The sequence below is a fragment of the Pseudonocardia sp. EC080619-01 genome (genome assembly GCF_001420995.1).
Lineage (GTDB): Bacteria > Actinomycetota > Actinomycetes > Mycobacteriales > Pseudonocardiaceae > Pseudonocardia.
In genome coordinates, this window is the sequence record NZ_CP012184.1 from 535,635 (window position 1) to 551,772 (window position 16,138).

The 16,138-nt window shown below is 74.2% G+C and carries 19 protein-coding genes; 4 read left to right on the top strand and 15 right to left on the bottom strand.

From position 1 onward, the window contains the following. Nucleotides 1-2: 2 nt before the first annotated feature. On the bottom strand, nucleotides 3-1,427 hold the full coding sequence (gene pyk / locus AD017_RS02500; RefSeq protein WP_010239810.1) for a pyruvate kinase: 1,425 nt from the start codon (nucleotides 1,425-1,427) through the stop codon (nucleotides 3-5). Between the two features lie 94 nt (nucleotides 1,428-1,521). Between pyk and AD017_RS02505 the strand changes: the two genes are divergently transcribed. Further along, on the top strand, nucleotides 1,522-1,878 hold the full coding sequence (locus AD017_RS02505; protein WP_227012643.1) for a VanZ family protein: 357 nt from the start codon (nucleotides 1,522-1,524) through the stop codon (nucleotides 1,876-1,878). A gap of 339 nt (nucleotides 1,879-2,217) precedes the next feature. On the opposite strand, the gene AD017_RS02510 is transcribed toward AD017_RS02505, so the two are convergent. From AD017_RS02510 to AD017_RS02530, 5 genes are all read right to left on the bottom strand, one after another. After that, entirely contained in the window at nucleotides 2,218-2,865 is a 648-nt protein-coding gene (locus tag AD017_RS02510; RefSeq protein ID WP_010239804.1) for a DUF2461 domain-containing protein, read from the bottom strand. Then, nucleotides 2,862-3,797, bottom strand: coding sequence for a prolipoprotein diacylglyceryl transferase (gene lgt / locus AD017_RS02515; protein ID WP_010239801.1), 936 nt, complete (start codon nucleotides 3,795-3,797; stop codon nucleotides 2,862-2,864). Before lgt ends, AD017_RS02510 begins: the two co-directional genes overlap by 4 nt. A gap of 4 nt (nucleotides 3,798-3,801) precedes the next feature. Beyond that, entirely contained in the window at nucleotides 3,802-4,614 is an 813-nt protein-coding gene (gene trpC / locus AD017_RS02520) for an indole-3-glycerol phosphate synthase TrpC (RefSeq protein ID WP_029239858.1), read from the bottom strand. An 85-nt stretch (nucleotides 4,615-4,699) separates the two neighbouring features. Next, the gene (locus AD017_RS02525) at nucleotides 4,700-5,326 is read right to left on the bottom strand and encodes a Trp biosynthesis-associated membrane protein (protein ID WP_029239857.1); all 627 of its coding nucleotides are present in this window, start codon (nucleotides 5,324-5,326) and stop codon (nucleotides 4,700-4,702) included. After that, nucleotides 5,323-6,909 (bottom strand): anthranilate synthase component I, encoded by a 1,587-nt coding sequence (locus AD017_RS02530; protein WP_060576193.1) that lies wholly within the window; start codon nucleotides 6,907-6,909, stop codon nucleotides 5,323-5,325. Before AD017_RS02530 ends, AD017_RS02525 begins: the two co-directional genes overlap by 4 nt. Before the next feature lie 55 nt (nucleotides 6,910-6,964). Here AD017_RS02530 and AD017_RS02535 point away from each other — a divergent pair, with 55 nt between their 5' ends. Further along, entirely contained in the window at nucleotides 6,965-7,603 is a 639-nt protein-coding gene (locus AD017_RS02535; protein WP_060572621.1) for a TetR family transcriptional regulator, read from the top strand. Here AD017_RS02535 and AD017_RS02540 read toward each other — a convergent pair. Then, the gene (locus tag AD017_RS02540) at nucleotides 7,561-8,214 is read right to left on the bottom strand and encodes a response regulator transcription factor (RefSeq protein WP_060572623.1); all 654 of its coding nucleotides are present in this window, start codon (nucleotides 8,212-8,214) and stop codon (nucleotides 7,561-7,563) included. The two genes, AD017_RS02535 and AD017_RS02540, sit on opposite strands and share 43 nt — an antisense overlap. 168 nt (nucleotides 8,215-8,382) lie before the next feature. Between AD017_RS02540 and AD017_RS02545 the strand changes: the two genes are divergently transcribed. Next, entirely contained in the window at nucleotides 8,383-9,312 is a 930-nt protein-coding gene (locus AD017_RS02545; RefSeq protein WP_060572625.1) for an oxygenase MpaB family protein, read from the top strand. Between the two features lie 37 nt (nucleotides 9,313-9,349). On the opposite strand, the gene hisI is transcribed toward AD017_RS02545, so the two are convergent. From hisI to priA, 3 genes are read right to left on the bottom strand one after another with little or no spacing between them, the layout of a single operon-like run. After that, nucleotides 9,350-9,712 carry a phosphoribosyl-AMP cyclohydrolase gene (hisI, locus tag AD017_RS02550; RefSeq protein WP_010224570.1) on the bottom strand — a complete coding sequence of 121 codons (363 nt, stop codon included), beginning with the start codon at nucleotides 9,710-9,712 and terminating at the stop codon, nucleotides 9,350-9,352. Then, nucleotides 9,709-10,482, bottom strand: coding sequence for an imidazole glycerol phosphate synthase subunit HisF (gene hisF / locus AD017_RS02555; RefSeq protein ID WP_060572627.1), 774 nt, complete (start codon nucleotides 10,480-10,482; stop codon nucleotides 9,709-9,711). The genes hisI and hisF overlap by 4 nt, the downstream gene beginning before the upstream one ends. Further along, nucleotides 10,482-11,231 (bottom strand): bifunctional 1-(5-phosphoribosyl)-5-((5-phosphoribosylamino)methylideneamino)imidazole-4-carboxamide isomerase/phosphoribosylanthranilate isomerase PriA, encoded by a 750-nt coding sequence (gene priA, locus AD017_RS02560; protein ID WP_010224568.1) that lies wholly within the window; start codon nucleotides 11,229-11,231, stop codon nucleotides 10,482-10,484. The genes hisF and priA overlap by 1 nt, the downstream gene beginning before the upstream one ends. A gap of 104 nt (nucleotides 11,232-11,335) precedes the next feature. Between priA and AD017_RS02565 the strand changes: the two genes are divergently transcribed. Then, a complete protein-coding gene (locus AD017_RS02565) occupies nucleotides 11,336-12,031 on the top strand; it encodes an SDR family oxidoreductase (protein WP_060576194.1) in 696 nt (231 codons plus the stop codon). Here AD017_RS02565 and AD017_RS02570 read toward each other — a convergent pair. From AD017_RS02570 to AD017_RS02590, 5 genes are all read right to left on the bottom strand, one after another. After that, entirely contained in the window at nucleotides 12,024-12,398 is a 375-nt protein-coding gene (locus AD017_RS02570; protein ID WP_029239185.1) for a PE domain-containing protein, read from the bottom strand. The two genes, AD017_RS02565 and AD017_RS02570, sit on opposite strands and share 8 nt — an antisense overlap. Nucleotides 12,399-12,472: 74 nt before the next feature. Continuing rightward, nucleotides 12,473-12,997, bottom strand: a complete 525-nt coding sequence (locus AD017_RS02575) for a DUF3558 family protein (protein ID WP_227012644.1) — start codon at nucleotides 12,995-12,997, stop codon at nucleotides 12,473-12,475. Nucleotides 12,998-13,343: 346 nt separating this feature from the next. Continuing rightward, nucleotides 13,344-13,568, bottom strand: a complete 225-nt coding sequence (locus AD017_RS02580) for a hypothetical protein (protein WP_060572629.1) — start codon at nucleotides 13,566-13,568, stop codon at nucleotides 13,344-13,346. A 124-nt stretch (nucleotides 13,569-13,692) separates the two neighbouring features. Further along, nucleotides 13,693-14,199 (bottom strand): DUF3558 family protein, encoded by a 507-nt coding sequence (locus AD017_RS02585; protein WP_227012889.1) that lies wholly within the window; start codon nucleotides 14,197-14,199, stop codon nucleotides 13,693-13,695. Nucleotides 14,200-14,398: 199 nt separating this feature from the next. Beyond that, nucleotides 14,399-16,051, bottom strand: a complete 1,653-nt coding sequence (locus tag AD017_RS02590; RefSeq protein ID WP_060572633.1) for an HNH endonuclease signature motif containing protein — start codon at nucleotides 16,049-16,051, stop codon at nucleotides 14,399-14,401. Nucleotides 16,052-16,138 lie beyond the last annotated feature (87 nt).

Genomic DNA, 16,138 nt, shown 5'->3' on the forward strand with positions numbered 1-16,138 from the left:
GATCAGGTGAGATCGTCCTCGCCCAGGCGGTGCACCCGGATCAGGTTGGTCGAGCCGACGGTCGCGGGCGGCGAGCCGGCGACGATCACGACGAGGTCGCCCGGCTTGAACCGGCCGATCGACAGGATCGCGTGGTCGACCTGCCGGACCATGGCGTCGGTCGAGTCCACCTTGTCGACCAGGAAGGTCTCCACACCCCAGGTCATCGCGAGCTGGCTCCGGACCGCAGGCTCGGGGGTGAAGGCCAGCAGCGGCAGCCGGGTGTGCAACCGGGCGAGCCGGCGCACGGTGTCACCGGACTGCGAGAACGCGACCAGCGCACGCGCCGAGAGCCGCTCGCCGATGTCGCGGGCCGCGTACGACAGCACGCCCCGCTTGGTGCGCGGCACGTGGTTCAGCGGCGGCACGGTCGCGGGGCCGGACTCGACGGCCTCGACGATCTCGGCCATCGTCCGCACCGTCTTGATCGGGAACCGGCCGACGCTCGTCTCGCCGGAGAGCATCACGGCGTCGGTGCCGTCGAGGACCGCGTTCGCCACGTCGCTCGCCTCGGCCCGGGTCGGCCGCGAGTTGGTGATCATCGAGTCCAGCATCTGGGTGGCCACGATGACGGGCTTGGCGTTCTCCCGGGCGATCTGCACCGCGCGCTTCTGCACCAGCGGCACGTTCTGCAGCGGCAGCTCGACGCCGAGGTCGCCACGGGCGACCATGATCCCGTCGAAGGCCAGGACGACGGCCTCGAGGTTGTCGACCGCCTCCGGCTTCTCCAGCTTCGCGACGACCGGGACCCGGCCGTAGCCGGTGCGGTCCATGATCTTGTGGACGAGCTCGATGTCGGCGGGGCTGCGCACGAACGACAGCGCGACGACGTCGGCCCGCAGCGCCATCGCGAACTCGAGGTCGGCGATGTCCTTCTCCGACAGCGCCGGCACCGAGATGTTCATCCCCGGCAGGGAGAGGCCCTTGTTGTCGGACACCGGGCCGCCCTCGGTGACCCGGCAGACGACGTCGTTACCCTCGACGGCCACGACCCGCAGGCCGACCTTGCCGTCGTCGACGAGCATGCGGTCGTCGACCTTCGCGTCCTGCGCGAGTCCCTTGTAGGTGGTGGAGACGCGGTCGTGGGTGCCGGCCACGTCGTCGCACGTGATCCGCACCTCCTCGCCCGTGCGCCACTCGGTGGGCCCGTCGGTGAACCGGCCCAGGCGGATCTTCGGGCCCTGCAGGTCGGCCAGGACGCCGACGGCGCGACCGCTGGAGTCGGCGGCGTCGCGGACCATGTCGTAGACGCGCTTGTGGTCCTCGCGATCGCCGTGGCTGAAGTTGAGCCGGGCCACGTCCATCCCGGCGTCGACGAGATCCCGGATCCGGTCAGGTGTCGCGGTGGCCGGCCCGATGGTGCAAACGATCTTGGTTCGACGTGTCACGGGACCAGCGTAGCGCTGTACTGGAACGATCAGGTTCCCGGCGCAAGGCCAGTCGGTGTCCGGTCGGGTGGAGCCGGTGGAGGAGACTGGGGTCGTGCGTGTCCAGCCGTTCGTCCTCGCGGTCCTGCTCAGCCTGGTCGTGCTGTTCACCCCGGCCTCCGGGGTGCCGACCGCACCGCCCGGCACCGACAAGATCGTGCACCTGCTCGTCTTCGCCCTGCTCGCCTGGACCGGGCGCACCGCGGGGCTGCGTCCGTGGCCGCTGCTGGGCGGGCTCGTCGTGTACGCGGCGGCGTCCGAGGTGCTGCAGGCCGCGCTGCCGATCGGCCGCAGCGGCGACGTGCTGGACGGACTCACCGACGTCGCCGGCGCCCTGCTCGGACTCGGCCTGTACCTCGCGACGGCCCGGCTGCGCACCGGGGAACGCTCCGGACGCTCGCGGCTCGGCTGAGCGGCGCGGCTGAGCGGGTCGGCTCGCTGCCCGACTCAGCGGTTCGAGACCGAGGACCCCGGCGACACACCACCGCGGACGCCGTCCCCGGTGCGCGAGCCCGGATCCGCAGGTGCCCTTTCCTGGAATCGCTGCTCGGGGAAGCGATTCTTCAGAAGGACACCCCCGGGGGGATCGCACGCACACCGCCGGACACCCGGCCCGGGCCCAGGACCGATCCCTTCCCGGACATCGCTGCCCGAGGAAGCGATTCGACAGAAGGGCACCCCCGGCGGGCCACGCAGGCCGGCAGGACGCAGCGGCGGGCGCGGCAGTCCCGTGACCCGGCACCGCTGCCGCTCAGCGGCGGGGCTGCTCGCTCGGCCCGACGTGGTCGGCCAGCCACTCGGCGAGCGGACCCGCTGCGCGCCAGACCTTCCGGACCCGGTCCCTGGCCCGCGGGCCGTGCAGGACCTCGTCCGGCGGCCACCGGCGGGACACGAAGAGGCCCTTGTGCCGCAGCAGGTCCAGTCGCGGGTGGTCGGGGTCGGTGCCACGCGGGCGGGTCTTGAGGGTCTCCCCGCCGACGGCCAGCCCGTCCTTCTCGGCGGCCGCCAGCCGGTCGCGGAGATCCTCGCCGCGGCGCTCGTCGTCCACCGCCGTGCGGAACCGGGCGACCTGGTCGGGCGCCATCATGTAGTAGCCACCCGCGGCGAGCATGCCCTCGGACGACACCTCGACGTAGAACGGTGCGGTGTAGCCACCGCAGTGCGTCTTGTACGGCGTCTTGTCCGCGGAGAACCGGACGTCGCGATGCGGGCGGAAGACCTTCCCGGCACCGAACTCGTCCTCCAGATCGGCGAGGAGGGCGAGCATCGGGGCGCGGACGTCGCGTTCGTAGACCTCGCGGTTGTCCGTCCAGTACGCCCGGGAGTTGTCGGCGAGCAGGCCGTCGTAGAACTCGACCGCGGCGTCGCCGAAGCCGGAGAAACCGGCCACGGCGCTCACGCCTCCGTGCGGTCGGGCGCGGACTCCTCGTCGGGGTCCGGTTCGGGGTCGGCCTGCCGGAAGTCCTCGCGCCCCTTCGGTGCGAACGCGATGTAGGCGACCGCACCGACGAACACCACGGCGGACACGACGACGTTGATCCGCAGGTCGCCGAACACCCGGGTGGCGGGGTCGGTGCGCATCAGCTCGATGAAGAACCGGCCCAGCGTGTAGCCCGCGACGTAGACGGCGAACGCGCGACCGTGGCCGAGCCGGAAGCGGCGGTCGGCGAACACCACGACCGCGGCGACGACGAGGTTCCACAGCAGCTCGTAGAGGAACGTCGGATGGACGACCGCGATCGGCGTCGGGTCGATCGCGACGCCGCCGAGGGCGTCCTCCAGCCCGGTCGCCGGATCCACCCGCCGGTAGATCTCCAGCCCCCACGGCAGCGTCGTCGGGCCGCCGTAGAGCTCCTGGTTGAACCAGTTGCCGAGCCGGCCGACCGCCTGCGCGACGACGATGCCGGGCGCGACGGCGTCGGCGAAGACCGGTAGCGGGACGCCGAGGCGCCGGCAGCCGATCCACGCACCGACACCACCGAGCGCGACGGCGCCCCAGATGCCGAGCCCGCCGTTCCAGATCTCCAGCGCGCCGAGCGGGTCGCCGCCGGGTCCGAAGTACGTCTGCCAGTCGGTCGCGACGTGGTAGAGCCGCCCGCCGACCAGGCCGAACGGGACCGCCCAGACGGCGACGTCGAGGACCGTGCCGGGCCGCCCGCCGCGGGCGACGAGCCGCTTCTCCCCCCACCACAGCGCGAGCGCGATGCCGGCGACGATGCAGAGCGCGTACGCGCGGATCGGGATCGGGCCGAGGTGCCAGACACCACGGTCCGGGCTCGGGATGGCGGCGAGCGCGGTGGTGACGGCCGGGGTGAGTGCGGACGCGAGCACTGGTTCAGGCGCCGGTGCGGCTGCAGGACGGGTGGAACCCCGCGGCGACCAGGCCGCGGACCGCGGAGGCGGGATCGCCGCTGGTCACCAGGCCCTCGCCGACGAGCACCGCGTCGGCGCCCCAGCCGGCGTAGGTGAGCAGGTCACCGGGGCCGCGGACACCGGACTCGGCCACCTTGATCACGTTCGAGGGCAGTCCGGGCGCGATCTCGCCGAACACCGAGCGGTTCACCTCGAGGGTGTGCAGGTTGCGCGAGTTGACGCCGATCAGCGTCGCACCGGCCTCCAGCGCGCGGTCGCACTCCTCCTCGGTGTGCACCTCGACGAGCGGGGTCATCCCGAGCGACTCGACCCGGTCGAGCAGCGAGTCCAGCACCGGCTGCTCCAGCGCGGCGACGATCAGCAGCACGACGTCCGCGCCGTGCGCGCGGGCCTCGTGCACCTGGTACGGCGTGACGATGAAGTCCTTGCGCAGCAGCGGGACGTCGACCCGCGCACGGACGGCGTCGAAGTCGGCGAGCGACCCGCCGAACCGGCGCTGCTCGGTGAGCACGCTGATCACGCGGGCGCCGCCGTCGGCGTAGGTCTCCGCCAGGTCGGCCGGGTCCGGGATGTCGGCCAGCGACCCCTTGGACGGGCTCGCCCGCTTCACCTCGGCGATGACGCCGACACCGGGCTCGCGCAGCGCGGCCATCGCGTCCCGGGGAGGCGGCGCGGCCGCGGCCCGGCGCTTGATCTCCTCGAGATCGACCGCCTTCTCCCGCTCGGCGAGGTCCTCCCGGACACCCTCCACGATGGATTCCAGGACGCTCGGCACACCGCCGCCGGCTCCGTCGTGCTGTCCCGTGCCCACCGTGTCGACTCCTTCTCCACCTCGCGCGTCGTCCGTCGTCGGCGCCATGCTAGTTCTCCCCCTCACGCGGCCCCACCGTCGGGTCGCCGCCCGCGTCCAGCCGTTCCCAGGCCGCGCGGTCCGGGTCCGACTCCGTCGCCCGCTCCCGTGCCCCGGGAGCGGAGTAGCGCGCACCGAGCCGCGGCAGCCGGGGTTCCCGGACCACCAGGAGCACGGCCGCCCCGAGCGCGAGCACACCACCCGCGACGGCGAGCCACGGCCACGGGGTCGCCGTCACCGCGCCCATCCCACCCGGCGCGTTCGGCGCGGTGAGCCCGGACCGGGCCGAGGCGAGCTCGGCCGCCGTCGGCGGGACGACGAGCAGCCGCACCGTCAGCCCGACGGCGGCGATCGCCGCCAGCCCGACGAGCACGCCCAGCAGCCGGCGCGCGATGCCGGACAGGGCCACCAGCGCGGCGACCGCCGCCAGCAGCAACGCCGCGACCGCCGTCACCGCCGGCTGCAGCTGCGCCCCGGTCGCGGTCGCCTCGACGGTGCCGCGGGTCCCCGTCGGCACCGCCACGCCGAACCAGGCCGCCGATCCGGATCCCCACAGCGCCGCGGCCCCGGCCAGCAGGCCGAGGACCACGAGCCCGAGGGCCCGCCGATCGGTGCGTTCCGGGGCGGCGGCCGTCACGGGGTGGACCCGTTCGTCTCGGGCGGCCGCAGGGAGCCCGCGGCCGCGACGGCCGACAGCACCGCCCTGGCCTTGTTGAGGCACTCGGTGTCCTCGGCGGCCGGGTCGGAGTCGGCGACGATCCCGCCGCCGGCCTGCACGTAGGCCGTCCCGTTGCGGATCATCGCGGTGCGGATGGCGATCGCGGTGTCGGCGTTCCCGGCGAAGTCCAGGTAGCCGACGATGCCGCCGTACTGGCCGCGGCGGGTCGGCTCCAGCCGGTCGATGACCTGCATCGCCCGGACCTTCGGCGCGCCGGACAGGGTGCCCGCCGGGAAGCAGGCGACGACGGCGTCGAACGCCGTACGTCCGCCGCGCAGCAGCCCCGTGACCGTCGAGACCAGGTGCATGACGTGGCTGTAGCGCTCGATCTCGAAGAAGTTCCGGACGGTGACGGTGCCCGGCTCGCAGACCCGGCCCAGGTCGTTGCGGCCGAGGTCGACGAGCATCAGGTGCTCCGCGCGCTCCTTCTCGTCGCCGCGGAGCTCCTTCTCAAGCAGCTCGTCCTCCTCCTCGGTCGCGCCGCGCCACCGGGTACCGGCGATCGGGTGCGTCGTCGCGCGGCCGTCGAGCACGCTGACCAGGGCCTCCGGGCTGGACCCGACGATCGAGAACGGCGGCCCGCCCGCAGCGTCCTCCAGGCTGAGCAGGTACATGTACGGGCTCGGGTTCGTGGTGCGGAGGACCCGGTAGACCTCGAGCGGGTCGGCGTCGCACTCCATCTCGAAGCGCTGCGAGAGCACGATCTGGAAGGCCTCGCCCGCCCGGATCTGCTCCTTCGCGTCCTCGATCGCGGCGTGGTGCTCGGCCGGGGTGCGGCGGCGGAGGAACTGCGGCTCGCCCGGCCGGTACACCGCCACCGACGACGGCGCCGCGGCCCCCAGCTCGCCGGTCATCCGGTCCAGCCGGGCGACGGCGTCGTCGTAGGCCTGGTCGACGCGCTCGTCCGAGGCGTCCCAGTTGATCGCGTTCGCGATGAGGGTGACCGTGCCCTCGTGGTGGTCGAGCGCGGCCAGGTCGGTGGCCAGCAGCATCACGAGCTCCGGGAGCTGCAGGTCGTCGACGGCCGGGTCGTCCGGGTCGGCGATCCGCTCCACCCGGCGGACGACGTCGTAGCCCAGGTAGCCGACCATCCCGCCGGTCAGCGGGGGCAGGCCGGGCAGCGGCTCGGAGTGCAGCTCGGTGACGACGGTGCGCAGCGCGTCGAGCGGGTCTCCGCTGGTGGGCAGGCCGTCGGGCACCTCACCGGTCCAGCGGAGCTCGCCGTCGACCGCGGTCAGCGCGGCGGCGCTGCGCGCCCCGACGAACGACCAGCGCGACCAGGACCGGCCGTTCTCCGCGGACTCCAGCAGGAAGGTGCCGGCCCGGCCGTCGGCCAGCTTGCGGTAGACGCCGACCGGGGTCTCGTCGTCGGCCAGCAGGCGCCGGGTCACCGGGATCACCCGGTGCGCGCGGGCGAGCTCGCGGAACTCCTCGCGGCTCGGGCTCACCGCTCCCAACGCTGCGGCCGAGAGGACGGTCGTGGTGCCGGGCACAGCGGTCATGGCGAGCATTGTCCCCCACCGTGACGGGCACGGTCGGGCGGGTGAAGATGGGGTCATGACCGCCTCCCAGGCCGACGCCGAGCAGCCCCGGCGGCGCCGCGGGCGTCGTTCGGGCGGCACCGACACCCGGGCCGCGCTGCTCGCGGCGGGTCGCGCCGAGTTCGCCGAACGCGGCTACGAGGGCGCCACCGTCCGCCGGATCGCGGAGCGCGCCGGGGTGGACGCGGCGATGGTCAACCACTGGTTCGGCGGCAAGGACCAGCTGTTCGTCGCGACCCTGGAGCTGGAGATCGACCCGGCCCGGGTGCGGGCCGAGGTGCTCGGCGGCGACCCGCGGGACGTCGGCGAGCGGGTGGTCGGCGGCTTCCTCTCCGTGTGGGACACCGCCGGCGACGGTGGTGCGATGGCCGCGCTGCTGCGCAGCGTCGCCGGGCACGAGTTCGCCGCCCGGATGCTGCGCGAGTTCGTCACCCGGGTGATCCTGCGGCCGGTGACGGAGCGGGTGTCGCCGGACCGGCACGCGGAACGGGGCGCGCTGGTCGCGTCGCAGCTGATCGGGCTGGGGATGATGCGGTACGTGGTGCGGCTGGAACCGCTGGCGTCGGCCTCCCGGGAGGAGCTCGTCGCGTCGATCGGCCCGACCGTGCAGCGCTACCTGACCGGGAACCTGGGGTCGACGAACCCGGAGGCGTAGGCGGTCACGACGGCCTGCGTCCGGTGCCGTGCGCCGGTCTTGGCGAGCACCGCCGCGACGTCCGCCGTCACCGTCGGCACGTCGAGGCGCAGCTCGTCGGCGATCTCGGCGTCGGACAGCCCCCGCGCCGCCAGTCGCAGCACCTCGCCCTCGCGGGCGGTCAGCCCCGCCCCGGCCAGCCGGTCCCCGCCGGCGGGCGCGAACCCGGCGACCAGCTCGCGGACGGCGGCGGGGAACAGCAGCGCCTCCCCCGCCGCGACGGTCCGCACGGCGCGGGCGACGTCGCGGGACGGGGTGCGCCGGAGCAGGAACCCGGACGCCCCCGCACAGAGCGCGTCGTACACCCGGCGGTCGTGGCCGAACGTCGTCAGCACCAGCACGCGCGGCGGGTCCGGCCGGGCGAGCAGGTCCCGGGTGACGGTGAGGTCGCCGGTGGTGTGCAGCCGCACGCCGGCGAGGACGACGTCGGGGCGCAGCCAGGCGACCAGCCCCGGTGCCTCGGCACCCCGGGCGGTCTCCCCGACGACGGTGAGATCCGGCTCGGCGGCGACCACGGCGCGCAGGCCGGCGCGGACCGCGTCGTCGTCCACCAGCAGCACCCCGACGGTCATGTCGCTCCCCTCGGCCCGGCCGTCCCGGGGACCGTCCTACCCCAGGTCGCGGCCGTTCCGGGTCGCGCCGCGCCGGTCCCGTGCCCACCGTGGCCCGGTCGGCGCAGCCGGAGGCGGCCGCCCGGCGGCGCGGTGGCCGGGTCCCGGCGCCGCCCGCACACTGAGGTGATGACCGATCCCGTCGCGCTGCTGCCCGGCGCCGTCACCGACCGGCTCGCGGCCCTGCGGTCCCGGGTCGGCTCGGCGGTGTTCTCCCGGGTCGCCGGCGACGAGGGCTCCGGCCGCCGGGCCCGGATCCTCGGCGCCGACGGCCCCCGCTGGTTCGACGACGACGCCCCGATCCGCCGGGTGCACGGCGACGCGTCGATGTTCGTCGGCGGGCTGCGCGCGCTGCTGCTGCAGTCGCTGCACCCGCTCGCCATGGCCGGCGTCGCGGGGCACTCGGGGTACCGCGGCGACCCGTGGGGACGGCTGCAGCGGACGTCGTACTTCCTGGCCGCGACGACGTTCGGCCCGGCCGAGGAGGCCGAGCGCGTCATCGCGAGGATCCGGCACGCGCACGGGTACGTGCAGGGGACGGCGCCGGACGGGCGCCCCTACTCGGCGTCGGACCCGCACCTGCTGCGCTGGGTGCACGTCGCCGAGATCGACAGCTTCCTCACCGCGCACGACCGCTACGGCAGCGAGCCCCTCGACGCGGCGGGCCGGGACCGCTACGTCGCCGACACCGCACGCGTCGCCCGCGCGCTGGGCGTGCCGGACCCGCCGGAGACGGCCGCGGAGCTGGCCGCACAGATCGAGGGGTACCGGCCGGAGCTGCGCGGCACCCCGGAGGCCCGCGACGCCGCCCGGTTCCTGCTCCTGGAACCTCCGCTGCCGCTGACCGCGCGGGTGCCCTACGGCGTGCTGGCGGCCGCGTCGGTGGGCCTGCTGCCGCGCTGGGCGCGGATGCCGCTGCGGCTGCCGTGGCTGCCGGTCACCGAGGCGACCGTCGTCCGGGCCGGCGGGACGCTGATCACCGCGGGGATCCGCTGGGTGACGAGCGCGCCCCCGGAACCGGCGCCACCGGTGCCCCCGATGCCGCCGGTGCACCCGTAGCCGCTGCTCTCCGCTACTCCGCTGCTCCGCTGCTCCGCTACTCGGCGGCGAGCAGGACGTCGGTGTCGAAGCAGGTCCGGGTGCCGGTGTGGCAGGCCGGGCCCTCCTGGTCGACGACGACGAGCACGGCGTCGCCGTCGCAGTCCAGCCGCACCTCGTGCACGTGCTGCACGTGTCCCGACGTGTCGCCCTTGACCCAGTACTCCTGCCGGGACCGGGACCAGTAGGTGCCGCGGCCGGTGGTCAGCGTGCGGTGCAACGCCTCGTCGTCCATCCAGCCGACCATCAGCACCTCACCGGCCCGCGACTGGACGACCGCGCAGACCAGGCCGTCGGCGTCGCGCTTGAGCCGGGCGGCGACCGCAGGGTCCAGCGCCGACTCGGTGACCCGCGTGCTCATCGGACCTCCACTCCCCCGTCGCGCATCGCGTCCTTGACCTCGCCGATCCGCAGCTGTCCGAAGTGGAACACGCTGGCCGCGAGCACGGCGTCGGCGCCGGCGCGGACGGCCGGGGTGAAGTGCTCGACCGCGCCCGCACCGCCGGAGGCGATCACCGGGACGTCGACCACCTTCCGGACGGCCTCGATCATCTCCAGGTCGAACCCGGCGCGGGTGCCGTCCGCGTCCATCGAGTTGAGCAGGATCTCGCCGACGCCCAGCTCCTGGCCGCGCTCGGCCCACTCGACGGCGTCGATCCCCGCGGAACGTCGGCCGCCGTGCGTGGTGACCTCCCAGCCCGACGGCTGCGGCTGCCCGCCCTCCGGGACCCGGCGGGCGTCGACGGACAACACGATGCACTGCGAGCCGAACCGCCGCGACATCTCGTGCAGCAGCTCCGGCCGGGCGATCGCCGCGGTGTTCACACCGACCTTGTCGGCACCGGCGCGGAGCATCCGGTCGACGTCGTCGGGGGTGCGGATGCCGCCGCCGACGGTCAGCGGGATGAACACCTGCTCGGCCGTGCGCCGGACGACGTCGATCATCGTCCCGCGGTCCGACGACGACGCCGTGACGTCGAGGAAGGTCAGCTCGTCGGCGCCCTCCGCGTCATAGATGCGGGCCATCTCGACCGGGTCGCCCGCGTCGCGGAGCTCCTTGAAGTTGACGCCCTTCACCACGCGCCCGGCGTCGACGTCCAGGCAGGGGATGACGCGGACCGCGACGCCCATCAGGCACCCACCTTCCGGACGGCCTCCAGCGCCTCCGGCAGGGTGAACCGGCCGGCGTAGAGCGCCTTCCCGATGATCGAGCCCTCGATGTTCACGCCGGTCGCGGCGACCTCGGCGAGCCGGACCAGGTCGGCCACCTCGGCGATCCCGCCCGACGCGACGACCGGCGCCGTGGTCGCCTTCGCGACCTCGGTGAGCAGGTCGACGTTCGGGCCCTGCAGCGTGCCGTCCTTGGAGACGTCGGTGACGACGTAGCGGGCCGCACCGTCGCGGTCGAGCCGCTCCAGGGCCTCCCAGAGGTCACCGCCGTCGGTGGTCCAGCCGCGGCCGGCGACCCGGCGCCGCCCGTCGATCATCTTGACGTCGAGCCCGATCGCGATCCGGTCGCCGTGCTCGGCGAGGACACGCCGGCACCACTCCGGGTTCTCCAGCGCGGCCGTGCCGAGGTTGAGCCGGGCGGCGCCGGTCGACAGCGCGCGCTCGAGGGACTCGTCGTCGCGGATGCCGCCCGACAGCTCGACGGACAGGTCCAGCGTGCCGACGACCTCGGCGAGCAGCTCGGCGTTCGAGCCCCGCCCGAACGCCGCGTCGAGATCGACCAGGTGCACCCACTCGGCGCCGCCGCGCTGCCAGGTCAGGGCGGCCTCCAGGGGCGAGCCGTAACCGGTCTCGGTGCCGGCCTCGCCCTGCACCAGCCGGACGGCCTGGCCGTCGACGACGTCCACCGCGGGAAGCAACGTGAAGCTCACGGGGCCAAGGGTATCCAGGGCCGCCCCACGGCCCGGGGGTGGCCGGGGACGGCGTCGTCGAACTCGGCGCGCGACCCGGTGCCGGCGGCCCTACCGTCGCCGGCATGGATCTCTCCGGGGCACGCACGCTGGTCGTCGGTGCGACGGGGGTGCTCGGTGCGGCGCTGACCGACGCCCTGCGCGACGCCGGCGCGACGCTCGCACTGGCGGGCCGGTCCGCACCGGCCGGGCAGGGCGACGAGCCGACCTTCACCCTCGACGCGCTGGACCTGGAGCGGTGCGCCGCCGTCGTCGACGAGGCGGCGGACGCGCTCGGCGGGCTGGACCTGCTGGTCGTCGCGATCGGGGTGGCGGGGTTCGGTGACGAGGCCGAGACCGACGTGGTCACCGAGCACCTCCTGACGGTGAACGCGCAGGCCCCGATGGCGCTGGGCCGGGCCGCGCTGCGCCGGTTCCCGCCGAAGGACGACGGCGGCGGCACCGTCGCGATGATCTCCGCGATCCTCGCCGACGTCCCGACGCCCGGGATGGCGACCTACTCGGCGTCCAAGGCGGCGCTCTCGGCGTGGCTGACCGCGACCCGCCCGGCCGCGCGACGGCAGGGCGTGCGGGTCCTCGACGTCCGCCCACCGCACATCGAGACCGGTCTGGCCGACCGGGCCGTGGCGGGGACGCTGCCGACCGGCATCAGCGCGGGCTCGGACGTCGGCGCCCTCGTCGGGCACGTGCTCGACGCGCTGCGCGACGACCGGCGGGCCGTCACGTTCGACCTGCGGAGCGGGGAGTACGCGGTCAGCTGAGCGCCGGCAGCCCGAGCCGTTCGCGGGCGGGAACGAGCGCAGCGGCAATGTCGTCGTCGGTGTACTCGTACTGCAACGCAGCCTCACGGAGACGGTCGGCGGCCTCGCGGACCTCGTCGGCGTGCGCCTGGTGGATGTCGAGAATGGAGTCGATCTTCGCTTGGAACACGGCCTGTGCGTCGACGGACACGACGTCGTCACCGCACCGCGGGATGGCGCGCAACCCGTTCGCGTCCCGGAGGGCGGCCATCATCGCCTCCGCCTGCGCGGCGAGCAGTGCGTGCACCGCCAGGACGTTGTGGGCGTCGACCTGCACCATCAGGCTGTCCGAGGCGGTTCCGCGGGGTGAGTTCGCTGCGATCGTCACGCCCGGAACGGTAGGAGCCGACGATCCCGCCCACGCGGTTCTCCACAGCCCGGTTCGCACGAGCGAACCCGATGTCAGGAGACCCTCCGGCGCGCGCTCTCCAGTGCCTCGGTCGCGGCGGCGTCCGCCTGCGCACAGACCTGGTCGACCGGGTACGGCGCGCCCGAGCCCCGCTGCCGTTCGACGGTCTGCACCTGGATCCGCATCAGCTGCGCCTCCCCGACGTCGACGAGGATCTCGCAGAGCGGATAGGTGGCCTCACGCTCCACGATCCGGACCGTCCCGTATCCCGCGATCGTGCCGACGACCGCTCCGGGGGCACCCACGGCATCCGCCGCGTCCTGCGGGATCAGCTGGACGCTGTAGTCGAACGGGGTGTCCAGGCTGCCCCAGCCGCACGCACGCGTCGTCGTCCCACTCGACACGGCGGTCGCCGGCCTGCCCGTCCCCACTCGGAGGTCGGCACGAGCGCGGGCCCCCACCAGAGCGCACGGGTCCAGGCGCTCGATGTCGATCTCCGCCGGCCGGGGCGGGAACGGATCGGGCGGAGCCGCCGGGGCAGAGCTGCAGCCGGCCACCGTCGCGGCCGTCGCGACCATCAGGGCGATCATCCGACGTGGACGGGCATGCGAACGGGCCACGGATCCTCCAGTCGGGCGCGTCCGGCGAGACTAGCGACCGCCTCCTCCCGGAGGAGCCTGATCAGGGCGACCGGTCCACGAAGCGGAGAGCGACACGTGGGAGCGGCCACGTCTTCGCCCCCGGGCAGCCGAGGCACCGGGCACACGCTCTGTCGTCGTGCGGTCGGGCGGGCCGGCCAGGTGTGTACTCAGCCGAGCGCGGGGAGGCCGAACTTCTCGCGGGCGGGGATCAGCGCGGCGGCGATGTCGTCGTCGGTGTACCGGTACTGCAATGCCGCCTCGCGGAGCCGGTCGACCGCTTCGGTCACTTCGTCGAGGTGGGCGCGGTGCACCTGGAGTATCCGGTGGAGTATCCGGTCGATCTTCGGCTGGAACGCGCGGCCTTGGCGTCGATCGACACGGGGTCGTCGCCGCACCGCGGGATGTCCCGCATCCAGTCGGCGGCGCTCAGGGCGGCGTTCATCGCCTCGGCCTGCGCGGCCAGAACGGCGTGTACCGCCAGGACGCTCTCGGGACCGACCTGCGTCATCAGACTGTCCGATGCCGTCCCCCGTGGACCGTTCGCGCAATCATCATGGGCGGGACCGTAGGAACCGCCATGTCCACCCACAGGACGATGACGGTGACGGTTCTCGACCGCGAACGACCTCCTGTCAGCCGGTCCGGCCGCGGACGGCGGTGCGCAGTGCGTCGGCCGCGACCGTCTCCGCCCTGCGGCACACCTCGTCGGCGGGGCGAGGCGATCCGTCCGTTTCCCGCGTGATCGCAGCGGCGCGAGCTCGAATCGCCCGTGCCTCACCGACGTCGACGACGATCTCGCACAACGGGTAGGAGCCGACCCGGTCGATCACCCGGACCGACCCGTACCCCTCGACGACCCCGACCCGGGTCCCGGGCGCTCCGACCGCGTCGGCGGCGTCCTGGGGGAGGAACTGCACGCTGTAGTCGTATCCCGTGCGGATGCTCGACCAGCCGCACACCTGCGTCGAGACGCCCCTCACCGGCGCTGTGCCGGCACGCGCGCCACCCATCTGCAGCTCGGATCGAGTCGTGTCGCTCAACAGGGCGCACGGATCCAACCGCTCGATGGCGATGTCCACCGGACGGGGCGGGAACGGATCCGGCGGGCCGGCCGGACCGGAACTGCACCCCACGACCATCGCTGCCACGGCCAGGACGACGGCGACGACCGGTCGCGAACGGGGTGGCGGCACGGATCCTCCCGGGCGGGTGTCGGCTGAGCGTAGCCAGCTCGTCCCCGTGTCACGGCCGGTTCAGCCCACCCCGGCTCACACCATTCGGACCGGCGGCTCACATCCGTGGACCGACCGGTCGTCCGCGTCTACCGGACGTACCTGGTCAGAAAGGCGGGCCCTGGAACGGATCCCCTGTCCCGTCTCCCGGCCCGTCGGCGCCCGGGCAGGTCGTCCGGTCGGCCGGACCGTCGGAGGTCGTCATAGCCGACCCCCCGATCGTCTCCGAACTCGGCTCGAGCGGATCGGTGAAGTGCCGGTAGTCCGCCGGGCGCGAGGTCTCCGACCAGCCGCACGAGCTGATCCAGGTCAACGCGCCGTCCGGCCCGGCCAGGACCTGCCAGCCCGGCACGTCCTTCAGCTTGTGATGCCCCAGGCACAGTCCGTGCAGGTTCGCCGCGCTCGTCGGTCCGCCTGCGGCCCACGGCACCAGGTGATCCAGGTCCCGGATCGGCCGGGTGCACGACGGGCCGCGGCACGTCCCGTCCCGCGACCGCACGAAGTCGGCCAGACCCTCCGGCGGGTGGTAGGTGCTGCGCCCGTGGTCCAGGCACACGCCCGACAACGGATCGGTCACCAGCCGCTGCCACACCCCGCCCGCGGCCAGCGCGCGAGCGGTGACCGCCGGGATCGGACCGTGCCCGACCAGCTCCGCCGGCCGATCCGCCCCGAGCAGGGTGTCGAGGGAGACCACGACCTGGATCAACGGCTTGCGCCCGATCACGTCGGACGGATCCGGCTTCGCCGCGAGCGCCCGGACCACCGCCTCGGTGACCGACGCCGCCTCACCGACCGACACCGCCTCACCGACCGACACCGCCTCGGCACCCGCCCTGCCGAGCTCGCCCTCGACCGCGGCGCAGACGCTGCCCAGGTCGGTCACCGACAGCGTGCCCTGCAACAGCTGGTGGGCCAGGTCGACCCGCCGCTGGTCCAACGTCCGCGGATCGTCCGTGCCGAGCGACCGGGCCAGCCGGTCCACGCACCGCCACGACGCCTCGGTCTGCTCCGCCGTGCCGCCCAGCCACAACGAGGCCATCCCCTCGTCGCCACGACTGATCGACATCCGCCGGTCCGCCTTCGCCCGCTCGTGCCGGACCCGGGCGCCGTCGGGATCGGCCCGCGCGATCGCGCGACGCAGTCGGTCCCGCAGCAGCCGGTACGGCGTCCCCGGTGCACCGGCCAGGATCCGATCCTCGACCTCCCGGGCGAGCTCGTCGGACAACACGGCGGTGGCGTCGCCGATCGCGCACGCGAGGCGCTCGTCGATCTCCCCCGACTCCCACGTCGACAGCGTCAGCGGCAGCACCTGCCGGAACCGCAACGCCTCCCCCAGCAGGCCCCGCGCCTGGTCCCGGCTGACGCCCAGGACCAGCGCGACCTGGTCCGGCAACCACCGCGACACCTCGCACACCGCTCGCGGATCCGCGTCCGGTGGCGCCGCGCGCGACCCCGCCGGGTGCCGGGACGCGAACTCGCCCAGCATCCGGGTCCGCAACGCCGAGGCCCAGCGCACCATCCGCTCCGCCCCTTCCACCACGGCGAGCACCTGCTCGTCGGAGAGAAGGTCAGCCATGCCACCCGCGGTCTGGCACTCCAACGCCAACCCGTGCCCCACCGGCCGGTCCCGGTGCACCGTCGCCGCCCACGGTTCGTCGTCGCCGCACAGCCGCGCGCACAGACTGCGGGGCATCCCGTGTGGGCACGGGTCGGCGAGTACCGCGTCCAGCGAGACGAGATCGCCGTCCAGATCGACCATGTGTTCGATTCTACCGGTGCCGTGACAGTCCCCTCTAGAAGAACCTGAGCCCATCCGGCGCAAGGACACGACCGCTCGGCCCGATCG